Origin of the sequence: Aureimonas jatrophae (assembly GCF_900104035.1) — a bacterium.
GTDB classification, from domain to species: domain Bacteria; phylum Pseudomonadota; class Alphaproteobacteria; order Rhizobiales; family Rhizobiaceae; genus Aureimonas; species Aureimonas jatrophae.
In genome coordinates, this window is sequence record NZ_FNIT01000001.1 from 600,734 (window position 1) to 615,516 (window position 14,783).

Below are 14,783 nucleotides of genomic sequence, written 5' to 3' on the forward strand. Positions count from 1 at the left end.
GGCGGGCCGGGACATTTCCCGTCCATGCTGCACGATCCCCAGCCCCGCGCGGCGCTTCGCCCGCGCCGCGTCCTCCCGCAGCGGGTGCTCCTGACCCGCTCCGCCGCCCTGTTCGAGCACGGCGAGGCGATGGCTCGCCGTGCCGAGGCGTTGGGGCTGGAGGTGGAGCGCCTGCGTGGCGACCGGCTGCCGCCGCTCCACGCCGACCCGGCCAACGCGCGCGCGAGCTACCGCGAGGCCAAGTCGACGCTCGCCATCGTGGTGGCACCACCCTCGAAGCTCCGCTTCCAGCCGATCTCGCCGAGCGCCGACTGGCGCGTCGATCTCGCCGAAGGCTGCCCTGCCCACTGCGCCTACTGTTACCTGGCCGGCTCGCTGAAGGGGCCGCCGATCACGCGGGCCTATGCCAACCTCGACGAGATCGAGGCGGCACTGCCCGACTATCTCGGCCGCGGGCAGGTGACCTCGCGCTCGGCGCACCGCGCGCTCGAGGGCACGACCTTCGAGGCTTCCTGCTACACCGACCCGCTCGGCATCGAGCCGCTGACCGGATCGCTCGAGCGTTTGATCCGCTTCTTCGGCCGGTGGGATGCGCCGGTGCAGCTGCGCTTCACCACGAAATACGCCGACGTCGAGCCGCTGCTCGGCCTGGCGCACAACGGGCGCACGCGCATGCGCGCCTCGGTGAATCCACGCGCCTACGCCCCCTTCGAGGCCGGCACGAGCCCGGTCGCCGAGCGCCTGCAGGCGCTGCGCCGCATGGCGGAAGCCGGCTATCCCGTCGGGCTCACGATCGCCCCGATCATCGCCGCCGAGGGCTGGCGCGAGGCCTATGGCGAGCTGATCGGCGAGGCGCGGGACGCGCTGGAAGGCGTGACCGGCCTCGACCTCACGGTGGAGCTCATCACACACCGCTTCACGCCCGGCTCGCGCGAGGTGCTGCGCTCCTGGTATCCCGGCTCGAAGCTGGAGATGGACCCCGAGCGGCGCGCCGAGAAGCGCACGAAGTTCGGCTCGGTGAAGCACGTCTACGACCGCGACACGATGCGGGAGCTGCGCGGCTTCTTCGAGCGCGAGATTATGGCCGCGCTGCCGGAGGCGCGCATCCTCTACTGGACGTGAGGTGGACCGGAGGCGACCAAGCATTTGTGCAGGTTTGCCGCAGTTCCCACATGAAACCTTCCACAGGGTGATCGTCGTTACACCGGCATAACCTGTTCATCGGGAAGGGACATCCTCATGACGAACCACGACAGCCACCCCGTCACCGACGACCGCGACGTCTCGCGTTGGGAAGAAGATTCGGAAGAGATCCTCGGCTCTCACCGCCTGCCGATCCGCCGCCCGCCGGGCGAGCGGGTCATCATCCCCCGCGCCCGCGCCGACGGCTCCTCCCACGTCGCCTGAGCGCGGAGCCATCGAGGGCGCCTTGCCAAACCGGCGGGGCGCCCTCGATGGTTCGGCATGTGCAACCTCTACGCCCTCGTCTCGCCGCAGGAGGCGATCCTGCGTCTCGCCCGTGCCGCGACCGACCGCACCGGCAACCTGGCCGCCCAGCCCGCCATCTTCCCCGACGCGAACGCGCCGATCCTGCGTGAGGGGCCGGATGGACGGGAACTGGTGCTCGCCCGCTGGGGCATGCCCTCACCGAGCTTCGCGCTGAAGGGGCGCGCGACCGACCCCGGCGTCACCAACATCCGCAACACCGCCTCGCCGCACTGGCGGCGCTGGCTCGGGCCCGCGCATCGCTGCCTCGTGCCCTTCAACAGCTTCTCGGAATACGACACCGTGGACGGGCGCAAGGTGCCGGTCTGGTTCGCGCGCGACGAGTCGCGCCCGCTCATGGCCTTTGCGGGCCTGTGGACGCGCTGGCGCTCGGTGCGCCGCAAGGCGGAAGGGGAGGTGGAGGTCGACGCCTTCGGCTTTCTGACCACGGAGGCCAACGCGGTGGTCGGCGCCGTCCACCCCAAGGCCATGCCCGTGATCCTCACCGGGCCGGACGAGTTCGATCTCTGGCTCGGGAGCGAGTGGCGCGAGGCGGTCCGGCTCCAGCGCCCGCTGCCCGACGAGGCGCTGCGCGAGGTGGCGCGGGGTGCGCGCGAGGACGCGCCCGAGCCCGTCTGAGCCTTGGCCACCTTCTTTACCGCCGACACCCACTTCAACGATCCGCGCATCCTGCGCCTCGACCGGCGGCCCTTCGCCGACCTCGCCGCGCACGACGCGGCGCTCGTCGCGAACTGGAACGCCGCCGTGGGTGCGGACGACGAGGTCTACCACCTCGGCGACTTCGCGCGCGGCGACGCGGCCTCGAAGGCCGCGCTCCTCGACCGGCTCAACGGGCGCAAGCACCTCGTTCCCGGCAACAACGACGACGACGCGACCGCAGCACTCGCCGGCTGGGTGAGCGTCGCGCCGTATCGCGAGATCGTGTGGGAGGGGCGCCGCGTCACGCTCTGCCACTATGCCCTGCGAACCTGGCGCGACATGGGCCGGGGCGCGATCGACCTGCACGGCCACTCGCACGGGCGGCTGAAGCCGATGACGCGCCAGTTCGACGTCGGCGTCGACGCCTTTCCGTTCCGGCCCGTGACGCTGGAGGAGATCGTGGTCTCGCGTCGCCGCGGCCAGCCCGCCTGACCGGCTCGTCTGCGGCGGCCCACCGCATTGCCGGACCCCGCTTCGGGGCGATAGGGGAGCGCCTTTCGCACGAACATCGAACGACAAGGGGCATCAGGGCGATGGGCGGACACGCATGGCGGCAGGAGCGGTTCCAGGGCGCCGGGCTCGACGAGCTGACCGAGACGCACGTGGTCACGATCCTGGTGCTGACCGACCGGTTCAGCGACGGCGCGGACCTGCGCGACGCCTTCTTTGCCGTATTCCCGCAGGCGGGCGAGGACGCCTTCCTGAACGCCTGCTACGTCGCGCTTCAGGTGCTCTCGCCCGAGCAAAGCCTCGCCTGAGGGGTTGAGGCGCGCGGCGCGAGGCGCCACATCGGCCCCTCGACCACGCACGGGAGACGAGACGCCTTGAGCCTGCCCGAGAACCTGCGACGCCTGCGCATGACCGACGGCCATTCCGTCGAGGAGGTCGCGCGCGGTGCCGGCGTGCCGCCCGCCCTGATCCAGGCCGTGGAGAACGGACGGCGCGAGGACGTGCCGCCGCGCGTCGTGCGCGCGCTGGCTCGCCACTTCCGCATCACCGAGGCGGAGCTTCTGTCGTGAGCGCGCCGGACGAGGGCTGGGCCGCCGACTGGCGGGCCGCGCGCGAGCGGCGCTACGCCGAGGAGGGCATCCCGATGATCCTGGCGCTGGAAGGCGCAGGCACGCCGGAACCGGGTCTCGCCGATGCGCTTCGCGACGCGGCGGCTACGCCCGAAGCCGAAGGCAGGAGCGCGGCCGCCGTTCTCGAGGTGATGGCGCTGCGCGAGATGCGGTGCCTCTCCGAGCAAGAGCCGTGAGCGCGATCGAGCGGGCGGCGGCCAGCCTGGCCCGATACCCGGCAATTCGCGCCGTCAACTTCCACCACACGCCGCGCTCGCGCATGGACGCCCTGGCGCGGCAGCTCGCGCTTCTCGCGCGCCGTTTCACGGTGCTGGACGAGCCCGGCCTGTCGCGTCTGATGGCAGGGGACGCTGTTGCCTCCGACCGACCGCCTCTTGTGATCGCGTTCTACAACGGGTTGCGCGACAATCTCGACGTCGCCGTGCCGATCCTCCACCGGCTCGGCCTCAAGGGCTGGTTCTTCGTGCCGACGGGCTTCGTGCTGGAGCCCGTGGAAACGCAAGAAGCGTTTGCCGGTCGCAACGCGATCGGGCTGATCGCGGGGGACTACCCGGACGGACGCCATGCGCTGTCGCCCGCCGAGATGCGCGCGCTCGCCGCCTCGGGCCATGCGGTCGCCGCCCATACGCGCACCCATGCCAAGGCTTCGGCCACCGACGAGGCGGCGCTCGCTCCCGAGATTCTCGGCGCACAAGACGACATGCGCGCGATCCTCGGACGCCCCGTCTCCGCCTTCGCCTTCCAGTCGGGCGCGGCGCTCGGCGAGAACCCCGTCGCCGACGCGCTTCTTGCCCGAGCCGGCTACCGCTTCCTGTTCTCGAACCTCGCGATCCAGCCGGTCGGGTGAGGCCGCGTCAGACGCCGGTCGGCTCGGCCGCCGGTTCGGTGAACCAGCGCGGGCCGTCCTCGGTCATGACGACATGGTCCTCGAGGCGCACGCCGAAGCGCTCGGGCACCACGATCATCGGCTCCACCGAGAAGACGTGGCCCGCCTGGAGCGGCTGGCGGTTGCCGCGCACGATGAAGGGCGGCTCGTGGATCGCGAGGCCGAGGCCGTGGCCGGCGCGGTGAGCGAGGCCCGGCAGCCGATAGTCCGGCCCGAGCCCGTTGCGGACGAGAACGGCGCGCGCCGCCGCATCCAGCGCCTCGCACGGCGCGCCGATATGAGCAGCCGCGAACACGGCGTCCTGCGCCTCGCGCTCCAGGCGCCAGATGCGCTCGACCTCGGCGTTCGGCTCGTCCAGCGTGTAGGTGCGCGTGAGGTCGGAATGATAGCCGTCGAGCCGGCAGCCCGTGTCCACGAGGATCACCTCGTCGCCGCGCAGGGTCTGGTCGCCGTCCGCGCCGTGCGGCAGGGCGGTGGCCGCGCCGAACGAGACGATCGCGAACGTCGAGCCGCCGTCGCTGCCGAGCCGGCGGTGCTCGTCGTCGATGAGGCGCACGATCTCGCTCGCCCGCACGCCGGGGCGCATGTGCGCGCGCGCCGTGCGGTGGACCCCGAGCGTCAGCCCCATGGCATGGCGGATCAGGGCGATCTCGGCATCCGACTTCACCGCGCGCAGGGCATCGATCACCGGGGTACCATCGCCGAGCCGCTCGGTCCCGAGCGCGCCCGCCAGCGCGTGGTACTGCGAGAGCGGCAGCTCGCCGTCGAGAAGAAGGCGACCGGTCCGCCCCAGAAGATCCGCGACGAGCCGCGCGGGCGACTCTTCTTCCTGCCAGAGCGCCATCTCGCCGGGCAGGTGCGGCAGCGACTCCACGCGCGAGCCCTCGAAGCCCGGCACGATGTAGACGAGGCGATCAAGCATGACGAGCGCGCCGCACAGCCGCTCGCTCGCATGCCAGACGAGACCGGTAAAGTAGCGCAGGCTCTCGGTCGAGCCGAGAAGCAGCCCCGCCGCGCCCTCGCGCTCCATCGCCTCGCGCAGGCGGTGGAGACGCGCCGTGCGCTCGTCGTCGCCGATCGGGGAAACGGGATGGGTCCAGGTCATGCGCGGCGTCCTTCAGGCTCGGGGCGCGGCAGCTATAGAGCCAAGCCGCGCCCCGGTCCAAGGCACCCTCCGCGTCAGGCGAGTTCGCGCAGATGCGCCGCGTCGAAGCCCTTGAGGCCCTCGAGGTTGCCGGCGCGCACCTTCTCGGGCCAATGGGGGTCGCTGATCAGGGCGCGGCCGACCGCGATCAGGTCGAACTCGTCGCGCTCCATGCGCTCCAGGAGCCCTTCGAGCCCCATCGTGCCCGAGCTCTCGCCGCCGAAGGCCGCCATGAAGTCGCCGGTCAGGCCGACCGAGCCGACGCTGATCGTGGTGGCGCCCGTCAGCTTCTTCGCCCAGCCCGCGAAGTTCAGGCCCGTCTCGCCGTCGATCTCGGGAAATTCAGCGGTCCAGAAGCGGCGCTGCGAGCAGTGGAGGATGTCGACGCCCGCCTCCACCAGCGGCTGGAGCCAGTCGGCCATCTCCGCCGGTGTCGTGGCGAGGCGCGCAGTGTAGTCCTGCTGCTTCCACTGGCTGAGGCGCAGGATGATGGGAAAGCCCGGACCGACTGCCGCGCGGATGGCCCGCACCACCTCGGCCGCGAACGTCGAACGCTCGCGGATCGTCGGCCCGTTCCAGCGGTCCGTCCGCTGGTTGGTACCGGGCCAGAAGAACTCGTCCACGAGGTAGCCGTGCGCGCCGTGGATCTCGATCGTGTCGAAGCCGAGGCGCCGGGCGTCGGCCGCGGCCCGCGCGAAGGCCGCCACCGTGTCGGCGATCGCCTCCTCGCTCATCGCTTGCCCGCGTGGCTGGTCGGGCGCCAGAAGCCCCGAGGGGCTTTCCACCGGCGCGTCCGGCTCCCATCCGCTCGGACCCACCGTCGAGCCGGTGTGCCAAAGCTGCGGGCCCATGCGCCCGCCCGCCGCGTGGACGGCCTCGATGACGCCGCGCCAGCCTTGGAGCGCCGCCTCGCCGTGGAAGAAGGGGATGCCGGGATGGTTGCGCGAGGCGGGGCGATCCACGACCGTGCCCTCCGACAGGATCAGGCCGACGCCTCCTTCCGCCCGGCGGCGGTAGTAGCTGGCGTTCTCGGGCCCGGGCACGCCGTTCGGCGCGAAGGTGCGCGTCATGGGGGCCATGACGATGCGGTTGGCGAGCTGCATCGATCCGACCTGGAGAGGTCGGAACAGGATGTCGGTGGAAGCGGTCATGGGAGAAAGGCTCCGCTGAAACGGTCTGGAACGGGCGCCGCGTCGAGGCGCTCGGCCCTTTCGCGACGGGCCCCTCAGGTATACATCGTAAACCTGGCGTCAATGACGCACCTCATATCGCCTAGGTATACCGGAGGAAACCACGATGGACGGATCCGAGCCCCGCTGCCCCTCCTTCTCGGTGGACTGTCCGAGCCGCCTCCTGATCGACCAGATCGCCGACAAGTGGTCGATGATGGTGCTGACCGTGCTCGATAACGGGCCGATGCGCTTCAACGAGATCAAGCGGCATCTGGAGGGCGTGACGCAGAAGGCGCTGACGCAGTGCCTTCGGCGGCTCGAGCGCAACGGTCTCGTCCGGCGCGAGGTGGCGACCACCGGCGTGCTCGCCGTCTCCTACGAGATCACGCCGCTCGGGCGCACGCTGCAGCCGCCCTTCCGCGCGCTCTACGCCTGGACCATGGCGCATCTCGGCGAGGTTGAGACGGCGCGCGACCGGTTCGACGCGCGCTCCGCTTGAGCCCGCCGCTCCCCGACCTCACCGGCCTGTCGATCTTCCTGGCGGTGGCCGAAACGCGCAGCTTCCGCCGCGCCGGCGAGCGGCTCGGCATCACGCGCTCGGCGGTGAGCCAGGCGATCCGTCGCCTGGAGGACCGGTTCGGCACGGCGCTCGTCAGCCGCACGACGCGCAGCGTCTCGCTGACGGAGGCCGGCGAGACGCTGTTTCGACGCATCGCGGGACCGATCGCCGAGGTCGCGACCGCGATCGAGGAGGTGGGCGGCCCGGGCGAGGCGGGCGCGTCCGGCCACCTCCGCCTCGCCGTCTCCTCGATCGCGGAGAGCTTCCTGCAAGGATCGCTGCTGGCCGGCTTCATCGAGGCGCATCCGGCGGTCACGGTGGACGTGACCGTCACCGACGAGGAGTTCGACCTCGTCGCCCACGGCTTCGACGCAGGCGTGCGGCTCGGCGAGGTGCTGGAGGCCGACATGATCGCGGTGCCCGTCTCGGACGACCAGCGCCAGCTCGTGGTGGGCGCGCCCGACTATCTCAGGCGCTTCGGCACGCCCTCGCATCCGCGCGAGCTGGCAAAGCACCGCTGCATCGGCTGGCGGCGCGCCCCCGACCTCGCGCCCTACCGGTGGGAGTTCACGGAGGACGGGCGCGACTTCGACGTCGCGGTCACGCCCACCCTCACCACCAACGACATGCAGGTGATGATCCGCACGGCGCTGGCGGGTGGGGGGCTCACGTGCGGCATGGAGGAAAGCTTCCGCACGCCGATCGAGAGCGGCGCGCTCGTGCCGGTTCTGGAAGACTTCTGCCCGAGCTTTCCGGGCTTCTTTCTGGCGTTCCCGGCACGGCGCAACATGGCCCCCAAGCTGCGCGCCCTGGTGGACCACGTGCGCCGGCAGGCGCGGCGCTGAGGCTCACGCGCGGCGCAGCACCATGCCGGCGTGGTGGAGCACGTCGTCCCGGAAGTCGCCGTCGGCGGTGAAGCCGGTGTCGTCCCAGTAGTCGATATGTGTGCCGCGCACCTCGTAGCGGCCCTCGTAGGCCCGCTCGCGCCGGCCGCGCGCCTCGCGGTAGCGGTTGCCGGGCAGGAGCTCATGCCGGATGAAGCCGTCGCTCGTGACCCAGAGGCCGAGATAGGGATGCTCGCTCATGGACAGGCTCCCGTCAGCGCGTGCGCGTCGGGCGCACGACGATCTCGTTGGTGTCGACGTCGTCCGGCTGCTCGATCGCGTGGAGGATGGCGCGCGCGATGGCGTCCGGACGGAGCGCGACGCTGCGATAGCCCACCATCAGCTCCGCGGCCTCCGGATCGGTAATCGTGGAGGCGAGCTCCGACTCCACGACGCCAGGATAGACGCAGGTGACGCGCAGCCGGTCGTTCTCCTGGCGCAAACCATCCGAGATGGCGCGCACCGCGTACTTCGTCGCGCAGTAGACCGCCGCAGTCGGCGACACGGAGAGCCCGCCGACCGAGGAGACGTTGACGATCTGGCCGAAGCCCTGCCGGTTCATGGTGGGCAGGACCGCCGCGATCCCGTGGAGGACGCCGCGGATGTTGACGTCGATCATCCGGTCCCACTCGTCGATCTTGAGCGCGTTCATCGGCGAGAGCGGCATCACGCCGGCATTGTTGACGAGGACGTCGATGCGCCCGAAGCGCTCCTCGGCGAACGCGGCAAAGTCGGCCGTGTCGCGGGCGCTGGTGACGTCGAGGGCGCGGATTTCTGCAGTGCCGCCGGATGCCCGGATCTCGTCGGCCAGGCGCTCCAGACGGTCGACGCGGCGCGCGCCCAGCACCAGCTTGGCGCCGGCCGCGCCGAGCAACCGCGCGACGCCCTCCCCGATGCCGCTCGAGGCGCCGGTGACGAGGACGGTCTTGTCTTGGGTCATGGTCATGATGGGCTCTCCTTCGGATCAGACTGGAACGGCGGCCGAAGCCATCGTCCGGCCCCCTAGTTACGTCCCGGCACTGGATCGATCGAGGCGCTGGAGCTGGACGAGACGGTAAGTGGAACTGGACAATCGACCGGCTGATGTTCCGGCGCTTCGTCGCAGCGGGAACCGTGCCCGCCGTCCCGCGCTTGGGCTCGCAAACGGATGCGGAGCCGGCCAATGGATGGAATGGATGCGTCGGTCGTCGCCGGCGAGGGGCGAGGCCTTCTGGACGCGCCGGAGGTCGACGAGGTCTTTCGGCGTCTCGAACAGAACATGCCGGGTCGCACGCCGACGGCCAAGGGACCCAAGGACCAGCCCGACCCGTTTCGCTCGGTGGTCTCCTGCCTCCTCTCGGCCCAGAGCCGCGACGCCAACACGGCGGCCGCCGTGCGCGGTCTCTTTGCGCTGGCCAAAACGCCCGACGAGATGCTGACGCTCACGGACGAGGAGGTGGCCCGCGCGATCAAGCCCTGCGGGCTCTACAACATGAAGGCCAAAAGCATCCGCCGCCTGTGCACCGCCTTGATCGAGGAGCACGACCGCGTCGTGCCGCAGACCCGCGAGGGGCTGATGAGCCTGCCGGGCATCGGGCGAAAATGCGCCGACATCGTCCTTTCCTTCACCTTCGGCGCGGACGTGATCGCAGTGGACACGCACGTCTTTCGCGTGTCGAACCGCATCGGCATCGTGGAGGAGAAGACCGCCGACCGCACGGCCGCAGCGCTTGAGCGCCGCGCGCCACCCTGGGCGCAGCACGACGGCCATTTCTGGCTCCTGCAGTTCGGCAAGGCCGTGTGCGTGTCGCGCCGTCCACGCTGCGAGCGGTGCTTTCTCGCCGATCTCTGCCGCTTCTATTCGGCCACCGGCGGCCGCGTCGGCCCAACCCAACCGGACAACGAGACCCCGTCCTGACCGACACGACGGGGACGCTGGTCGCCCCTTGAGGGAGCGCCGCCGAGTGGCGCCCCACCCGCGTCGGCCGGGCAGCCGCCGGGTGATCCAACCGTGCGGCCCTTCGGCGTGGCTTTGCGCAAGGCGGGGTGCTGCCGCCGCGAGCCGATGAGGGGCGCCAACAGCGCTGCACCGCGCCATCGCGCAACCCGTACAAGGCTGCGGATCCGGTTCATCTGGCGTTCAGGTGAGGGCGCTTAGATAGCTTTCACGAGATCACGAGAAGCGCCTGCTTGCTCCCGTCCCTTCGCGAGCAGGTGCCTATGGCTGGGCGCCCGAACGGGCGTCCAGCTATACCCATCGCTGGTTCCAGCGGCTCGGCGGCGCCGACCTCGTCGCACGCTGGAGTTTGGACAACCCAACCGGAAGCCTATCCAAGCTCCCGGTTGGGCTTGCTGCGCCCGTCAGGTTGCCCTTCCGCAGCACGCTACCTTTGCACGTCGAAGAACATCTTCCAACGTCTAGACGACGTTTGGCTGGCTTGCAGGGGGATGAACGGGTCGGCGGTGTCGGTGCCGGCTCCCTGATCTTCGATGCCGCCGCCGTTCGGGCGGAGGCCGGAGCGCCGCCTAGGCGGTTCCCTGCAGCCGTTCGGGCGCGGCGCGAAAGCCGATCGCCTCGCCGATATGCGTGCGGCCCACCGTCTCGGCGCCCGCGAGGTCGGCGAGCGTGCGCGCGACCTTGAGGATGCGGTGGAAGGCACGGGCCGAGAAGCGCATGCGCTCGGCCGCTTCCGCCAGCAGCCGGTTGCCGGCGGCGTCCGGCCGCGCGACGGTCTCGACCAGATGGCCGGGAAGCTGCGCGTTCGTGGTGCCGGGCGGCAGGCCGAGCCGCTCGGCCCGATCTCCCTGAGCGGCGCGTGCCGCCTCGACGCGCCGGCGGACGCTGGCCGACGTCTCGCCGGCCGCGGCCGGTCGCAGGAGGTCGGCGGCCGACACCGCCGGCACGTCGACGCGCAGGTCGATGCGATCGAGAAGCGGCCCCGAGACGCGCGCCTGGTAGTCCGCCGCGCAACGCGGACCCCGCGCGCAGGAATGGCCGGGCTCGCCGCTCATGCCGCAGCGGCACGGGTTCATCGCGGCGATCAGCTGAAACCGCGCGGGGTAGGTCACGCGGTGGTTGGCACGCGCGATCACGCATTCACCCGACTCGATCGGCTGGCGCAGCGAGTCGAGAACGGCGGGCGAGAATTCGGGAAACTCGTCCAGAAACAGGATGCCGCGATGCGACAGCGACACCTCGCCCGGCCGCGCGCGGATGCCGCCTCCCACCATCGCCGCCATCGAGGCCGAGTGGTGCGGCGCGCGAAAGGGTCGGCGGTCCGAGAGCTGACCGTTGGCGAGCGTGCCGTTGACCGAGGCGATCATCGACACTTCCAGAAGCTCGCGCGGCAGGAGAGCCGGCAGGATCGAGGGCAGGCGCGCGGCGAGCATCGACTTGCCCGAGCCGGGCGGGCCGACCATCAGGAGGTTGTGGGCGCCCGCCGCGGCGATCTCCAGCGCGCGGCGCGGCAGGGCCTGGCCGCGGACGTCGGCCAGGTCGGGCAGGTCGTCGGCCTCGGAGCGCACGGCCGCCTCCGGCCGGGCGAGACGCTGCGTGCCGCGGAAGTGGTTGGCGATCTGGATCAGGGAGCGCGCCGCCACGATCTCCATTGCCGGGTCCGCCCAGGCCGCCTCCGCCCCGCCCGAGGCCGGGCAGACCAGCCCGAGCCCGAGCGCGTTGGCGGCCATCGCGGCCGGCAGGACGCCGGGCACCGAGGCGACCGTACCGTCGAGCGAGAGCTCGCCGAGCACCAGGAGGCGCGAGAGCGCGTCGGCCGGAATGGCCTCCAACGCCGCCATCAGCGCCAGCGCGATGGGAAGGTCGTAGTGCGACCCCTCCTTGGGCAGGTCGGCGGGAGCGAGGTTCACGGTGACGCGCTTGGGCGGCATGGACAGGCCCGAGGCGTGGAGCGCGGCCCCGACGCGCTCGCGGCTTTCCGCCACCGCCTTGTCGGCCAAGCCCACGATCTGCATGCCCATCTTGCCGGGCGCGACCATGACCTGCACGTCCACGGGGATCGCCTCGACGCCCTGGAAGGCGACCGTCCTGACGCGCGCTACCACCCGATTCGCCCCCACAACCCCTGACCGAAAAAGGGTATAGCGGCACAAGCGACGATACAAGAACGGGACGGGAACGAAGGGGTGCTTGCGCACCCCTTTTCGAACGAGGCGCGGCCTGCCACAAGCCCAGCATGTTCGAAACGCCCCGCCTTCTGATCCGCCCGCCCGAGCCGCGCGACTTCGACGCGCTGCTCGCCCTGTCGCGCGACCCGCAGGTGACCCAGTATCTCGACCGCAGTTCGGATGGCGAGGAGGGCACGTGGCGCCGTCTCCTCGCGCAGATCGGCCACTTCCAGGTGTTCGGGACGGCGATGATGGCGGTCGAGGAGCGCGGATCGGGGCGCTTTGCCGGCCAGATGGGCTTTCTCCACATGCGGCGCGGGCACGGGCCCGACTTCGACCGCGACCCCGAGGCCGGCTGGACGCTGGCCGGCTGGGCGCAGGGGAGGGGATACGCCCGCGAGGGTATGGAGGCGCTGCTCGCCCATCTCGGCAGCCGGCGCACGGTCGCCATGATCGACCCGGCGAACGCGCCGTCCCTGACGCTCGCGGCCCGTCTCGGCTACACCCCTCTGCGCGAGGCGCGCTACGGCGAGCGTCCCGTCCAGCTCCTGGAGCGCCCCGCCCCGCCGGTCTGACCGACGAAGACGAGGCGCAGGCCGCCGAGCGCTACTCGAAGTCGTCGTCGCCGTCCCAGTCCGGCCGGCCCGGCCCGCGGTCGCGTACCCAGGGCGGGGGCGGGCGGTCCTCGAAGCGGCGGTCGTCCTCGAACCGCTCGCGGTCGCGCCGGCCCTCGAAGCGGTCGCGCTCGCGCTCGAACCGATCGCGTCCGTCATAGCCGCGATACTCGCCGCGCACCGGATAGGGCGGGGGCGGGCCGATCCGGTCGCGGGCGCGGGGCGGCGGGCCGCGGTCGAAGATCGGCGGGCCATAGATGCCGTCCCAGCGGCGGCGGTCGCGGTAGAAGTCGCGGCCCCGGTAGTGGTCGTCCCAGTAGCGGCCGAAGGAGTAGGTCACGACCGGCGCGCCGATATAGCCGACGACGTCCGGCCCGGTGTAGCGCCGACCGCCGCGCACGAAGGCGAGGTAGTCCGACGACATCCAGCCGCGCTGGCCGTAGAAGTCGACGTCGCACCACGAGCGGTTGGCGAGGCACCCGAAGACGTGGACGTCCTCGCCGCCCTGCACGACGTTGACCGCCGGATAGCGCGTCGAGGGGCCGGCGCGCAGGTTCACGTTGGTGGTGGCGATCGCGGTGGCGGCCTGGGCGATCTCGGGCACGAGAACGAGGGCGGCGAGCGCAAGGAGGGAGCGGAGGCGAGAGGGCACGGCGGAGCGTCCGGTTGGCGGTGATGCGTGCGACCCTAGCGCCCCATCCCTCAACGAAGGCGGAACGCGCCGTTCAGCGGGCGTTCAGGATAGCGTCCGCAACTGCAGGAACAGAAGGCTGACGACGCCCGCCAGAACAAAGCCCATCATCCGCTTTAGGACGGCGATGTCGGTCCGCGCGTCGCCGATCTGCTTCTGGAAGTCGGCTACCTCTTCTGCAGCCTTGCGTGCCTTCTCCTCGGTGACGTTCGCCGAGCGAAGCGCGTCGTAGAGAGAACCAACCATCAAGGCCATGGACGAACCGTTTCTCGTGGACCAGCCGTCGTAAGAATGGGGCAGGGTTTGCGGCCGCGCAAAGCAATGCGTCCGCGCCGCCGTCGGTTCAGAGCTTACGCTCCACCGCGTCCCAGAACAGCGCCGCCACGTCCGCCCCGCCGAAGCGCTTCACCTCGCGGATGCCGGTGGGCGAGGTGACGTTGATCTCGGTCAGGTAGTCGCCGATCACGTCGATGCCGACCAGCACCTGGCCGCGCTCCTTCAGTGCGGGGCCGATCGCATCGCAAATCTCGCGCTCGCGCGCCGTCAGCTCCGTCGCCTCGGCGCGCCCGCCCACATGCATGTTGGAGCGCGCGTCGCTCTCGCTCGGCACGCGGTTCACCGCACCCACCGGCTCGCCATCGATGAGCAGGATCCGCTTGTCACCCTTGCGCACGTCCTTGAGGTAGCGCTGCGCGATGAAGGGCTCGCGGAACAGGAGGCCGAAGGTCTCCATCAGCGAGGACAGGTTGCGGTCCTCCTTCGTCAGGTGGAAGACGCCGGCGCCGCCGTTGCCGTAGAGGGGTTTGAGGACGATCTCGCCGAACTCCTGCCGGAAGGCCTGGATCTCGGCCGGGTCCTTGGTGATCAGGGTCTCCGGCATCAGGTCCTGGAACTCGGTGACGAAGATCTTCTCGGGCATGTTGCGCACCCAGGCCGGGTCGTTGACCACCAGGGTCTTGGGATGGATGCGCTCCAGCATGTGCGTGGAGGTGATGTAGTTCATGTCGAAGGGCGGGTCCTGGCGCAAAAGAACCACGTCCATTTCCGACAGATCCACCCGCTCCGGCGCGCCCAGCGTGAAGTGCTTCCCCTCCTCGTCGCGCAGGTTCATGGCCTCGACGCGCGCCGTCAGGACGCCGCCGCGCAGCGCCAGCCGGTCCGGCGTATAGTGGAACAACGCGTGCCCGCGCCGCTCGGCCTCCAGCGACAGCGCAAAGGTCGAGTCGCCCCGGATCTGGATGCTGCGCACATGGTCCATCTGGACCGCGACCTTCAAGCCCATGGCGTCATTCCTTCGGCAAGCCTTTGCTTCCGGGCGAGGTAGCGGGGCAGCCGCCGTCTGTCCATGCGTGCGCGAAAACTGTGGCCGGCGGGCCGCAGCCCGGCAGGGGATCGCTGCCTATCACGCGAACGTCAGAGCGATGGCCCGCCCGAGCGCCTTCCCG

The 14,783-nt window shown here is 70.9% G+C and carries 20 protein-coding genes; 12 read left to right on the forward strand and 8 right to left on the reverse strand.

Annotated elements, in window-relative coordinates; translation table 11 throughout:
- Positions 1 to 24 precede the first annotated feature (24 nt).
- The 8 genes from BLQ76_RS02945 to BLQ76_RS02975 all read left to right on the forward strand — a co-directional run bounded on the left by BLQ76_RS02945 (position 25) and on the right by BLQ76_RS02975 (position 4,131).
- On the forward strand, positions 25 to 1,122 hold the full coding sequence (locus BLQ76_RS02945) for an SPL family radical SAM protein (RefSeq protein WP_090668560.1): 1,098 nt from the start codon (positions 25 to 27) through the stop codon (positions 1,120 to 1,122).
- A gap of 117 nt (positions 1,123 to 1,239) precedes the next feature.
- Entirely contained in the window at positions 1,240 to 1,407 is a 168-nt protein-coding gene (locus BLQ76_RS21930; RefSeq protein ID WP_170842444.1) for a hypothetical protein, read from the forward strand.
- Between the two features lie 57 nt (positions 1,408 to 1,464).
- Positions 1,465 to 2,124 carry an SOS response-associated peptidase gene (locus BLQ76_RS02950; RefSeq protein WP_090668562.1) on the forward strand — a complete coding sequence of 220 codons (660 nt, stop codon included), beginning with the start codon at positions 1,465 to 1,467 and terminating at the stop codon, positions 2,122 to 2,124.
- Between the two features lie 3 nt (positions 2,125 to 2,127).
- On the forward strand, positions 2,128 to 2,637 hold the full coding sequence (locus BLQ76_RS02955; protein ID WP_090668565.1) for a metallophosphoesterase family protein: 510 nt from the start codon (positions 2,128 to 2,130) through the stop codon (positions 2,635 to 2,637).
- A gap of 101 nt (positions 2,638 to 2,738) precedes the next feature.
- Positions 2,739 to 2,963, forward strand: a complete 225-nt coding sequence (locus BLQ76_RS02960; protein WP_090668568.1) for a hypothetical protein — start codon at positions 2,739 to 2,741, stop codon at positions 2,961 to 2,963.
- A 66-nt stretch (positions 2,964 to 3,029) separates the two neighbouring features.
- Entirely contained in the window at positions 3,030 to 3,224 is a 195-nt protein-coding gene (locus tag BLQ76_RS02965) for a helix-turn-helix domain-containing protein (RefSeq protein ID WP_090668572.1), read from the forward strand.
- On the forward strand, positions 3,221 to 3,460 hold the full coding sequence (locus BLQ76_RS02970) for a hypothetical protein (protein ID WP_090668575.1): 240 nt from the start codon (positions 3,221 to 3,223) through the stop codon (positions 3,458 to 3,460). Before BLQ76_RS02965 ends, BLQ76_RS02970 begins: the two co-directional genes overlap by 4 nt.
- A complete protein-coding gene (locus tag BLQ76_RS02975; RefSeq protein ID WP_090668578.1) occupies positions 3,457 to 4,131 on the forward strand; it encodes a polysaccharide deacetylase family protein in 675 nt (224 codons plus the stop codon). The genes BLQ76_RS02970 and BLQ76_RS02975 overlap by 4 nt, the downstream gene beginning before the upstream one ends.
- Positions 4,132 to 4,138: 7 nt before the next feature.
- On the opposite strand, the gene BLQ76_RS02980 is transcribed toward BLQ76_RS02975, so the two are convergent.
- Both BLQ76_RS02980 and BLQ76_RS02985 read right to left on the reverse strand, forming a co-directional pair.
- Positions 4,139 to 5,275, reverse strand: coding sequence for a M24 family metallopeptidase (locus BLQ76_RS02980; RefSeq protein WP_090668581.1), 1,137 nt, complete (start codon positions 5,273 to 5,275; stop codon positions 4,139 to 4,141).
- A gap of 74 nt (positions 5,276 to 5,349) precedes the next feature.
- Positions 5,350 to 6,465: an NADH:flavin oxidoreductase gene (locus tag BLQ76_RS02985; protein WP_090668584.1), complete on the reverse strand. Its 1,116-nt coding sequence runs from the start codon at positions 6,463 to 6,465 to the stop codon at positions 5,350 to 5,352.
- A gap of 145 nt (positions 6,466 to 6,610) precedes the next feature.
- Between BLQ76_RS02985 and BLQ76_RS02990 the strand changes: the two genes are divergently transcribed.
- Positions 6,611 to 6,985 carry a winged helix-turn-helix transcriptional regulator gene (locus BLQ76_RS02990; RefSeq protein ID WP_090668587.1) on the forward strand — a complete coding sequence of 125 codons (375 nt, stop codon included), beginning with the start codon at positions 6,611 to 6,613 and terminating at the stop codon, positions 6,983 to 6,985.
- On the forward strand, positions 6,982 to 7,890 hold the full coding sequence (locus tag BLQ76_RS02995) for a LysR family transcriptional regulator (protein ID WP_090668590.1): 909 nt from the start codon (positions 6,982 to 6,984) through the stop codon (positions 7,888 to 7,890). Before BLQ76_RS02990 ends, BLQ76_RS02995 begins: the two co-directional genes overlap by 4 nt.
- Positions 7,891 to 7,893: 3 nt before the next feature.
- On the opposite strand, the gene BLQ76_RS03000 is transcribed toward BLQ76_RS02995, so the two are convergent.
- Positions 7,894 to 8,130, reverse strand: coding sequence for an Atu4866 domain-containing protein (locus tag BLQ76_RS03000; RefSeq protein WP_090668594.1), 237 nt, complete (start codon positions 8,128 to 8,130; stop codon positions 7,894 to 7,896).
- 13 nt (positions 8,131 to 8,143) lie between these two features.
- Positions 8,144 to 8,875, reverse strand: coding sequence for an SDR family oxidoreductase (locus tag BLQ76_RS03005; RefSeq protein ID WP_090668597.1), 732 nt, complete (start codon positions 8,873 to 8,875; stop codon positions 8,144 to 8,146).
- Between the two features lie 225 nt (positions 8,876 to 9,100).
- On the opposite strand from BLQ76_RS03005, the gene BLQ76_RS03010 reads away from it, so the two are divergent.
- Positions 9,101 to 9,826, forward strand: a complete 726-nt coding sequence (locus BLQ76_RS03010; RefSeq protein ID WP_090668600.1) for an endonuclease III domain-containing protein — start codon at positions 9,101 to 9,103, stop codon at positions 9,824 to 9,826.
- A gap of 608 nt (positions 9,827 to 10,434) precedes the next feature.
- Here BLQ76_RS03010 and BLQ76_RS03015 read toward each other — a convergent pair.
- Complete coding sequence (locus tag BLQ76_RS03015) at positions 10,435 to 11,970, reverse strand: YifB family Mg chelatase-like AAA ATPase (protein ID WP_090668602.1); 1,536 nt, start codon at positions 11,968 to 11,970, stop codon at positions 10,435 to 10,437.
- Positions 11,971 to 12,101: 131 nt separating this feature from the next.
- Here BLQ76_RS03015 and BLQ76_RS03020 point away from each other — a divergent pair, with 131 nt between their 5' ends.
- Positions 12,102 to 12,608, forward strand: a complete 507-nt coding sequence (locus BLQ76_RS03020) for a GNAT family N-acetyltransferase (protein ID WP_090668605.1) — start codon at positions 12,102 to 12,104, stop codon at positions 12,606 to 12,608.
- 31 nt (positions 12,609 to 12,639) lie between these two features.
- On the opposite strand, the gene BLQ76_RS03025 is transcribed toward BLQ76_RS03020, so the two are convergent.
- The 3 genes from BLQ76_RS03025 to gshB form a co-directional block, all read right to left on the reverse strand.
- Positions 12,640 to 13,299, reverse strand: coding sequence for an SH3 domain-containing protein (locus tag BLQ76_RS03025; RefSeq protein WP_170842445.1), 660 nt, complete (start codon positions 13,297 to 13,299; stop codon positions 12,640 to 12,642).
- Between the two features lie 84 nt (positions 13,300 to 13,383).
- Positions 13,384 to 13,593 (reverse strand): hypothetical protein, encoded by a 210-nt coding sequence (locus BLQ76_RS03030; protein WP_090668610.1) that lies wholly within the window; start codon positions 13,591 to 13,593, stop codon positions 13,384 to 13,386.
- An 88-nt stretch (positions 13,594 to 13,681) separates the two neighbouring features.
- Entirely contained in the window at positions 13,682 to 14,620 is a 939-nt protein-coding gene (gshB, locus tag BLQ76_RS03035; RefSeq protein ID WP_090668612.1) for a glutathione synthase, read from the reverse strand.
- Between the last annotated feature and the right edge of the window lie 163 nt (positions 14,621 to 14,783).

Bases quoted from the DNA above. Each gene is read 5' to 3' on its own strand.
- BLQ76_RS02945 (WP_090668560.1), top strand. From the start codon at position 25: ATGCTGCACGATCCCCAGCCCCGCGCGGCGCTTCGCCCGCGCCGCGTC.
- BLQ76_RS21930 (WP_170842444.1), top strand. From the start codon at position 1,240: ATGACGAACCACGACAGCCACCCCGTCACCGACGACCGCGACGTCTCG.
- BLQ76_RS02950 (WP_090668562.1), top strand. From the start codon at position 1,465: ATGTGCAACCTCTACGCCCTCGTCTCGCCGCAGGAGGCGATCCTGCGT.
- BLQ76_RS02960 (WP_090668568.1), top strand. From the start codon at position 2,739: ATGGGCGGACACGCATGGCGGCAGGAGCGGTTCCAGGGCGCCGGGCTC.
- BLQ76_RS02980 (WP_090668581.1), bottom strand. From the start codon at position 5,275: ATGACCTGGACCCATCCCGTTTCCCCGATCGGCGACGACGAGCGCACG.
- BLQ76_RS02985 (WP_090668584.1), bottom strand. From the start codon at position 6,465: ATGACCGCTTCCACCGACATCCTGTTCCGACCTCTCCAGGTCGGATCG.
- BLQ76_RS02990 (WP_090668587.1), top strand. From the start codon at position 6,611: ATGGACGGATCCGAGCCCCGCTGCCCCTCCTTCTCGGTGGACTGTCCG.
- BLQ76_RS03000 (WP_090668594.1), bottom strand. From the start codon at position 8,130: ATGAGCGAGCATCCCTATCTCGGCCTCTGGGTCACGAGCGACGGCTTC.
- BLQ76_RS03005 (WP_090668597.1), bottom strand. From the start codon at position 8,875: ATGACCATGACCCAAGACAAGACCGTCCTCGTCACCGGCGCCTCGAGC.
- BLQ76_RS03010 (WP_090668600.1), top strand. From the start codon at position 9,101: ATGGATGCGTCGGTCGTCGCCGGCGAGGGGCGAGGCCTTCTGGACGCG.
- BLQ76_RS03020 (WP_090668605.1), top strand. From the start codon at position 12,102: ATGTTCGAAACGCCCCGCCTTCTGATCCGCCCGCCCGAGCCGCGCGAC.
- BLQ76_RS03030 (WP_090668610.1), bottom strand. From the start codon at position 13,593: ATGGCCTTGATGGTTGGTTCTCTCTACGACGCGCTTCGCTCGGCGAAC.
- gshB (WP_090668612.1), bottom strand. From the start codon at position 14,620: ATGGGCTTGAAGGTCGCGGTCCAGATGGACCATGTGCGCAGCATCCAG.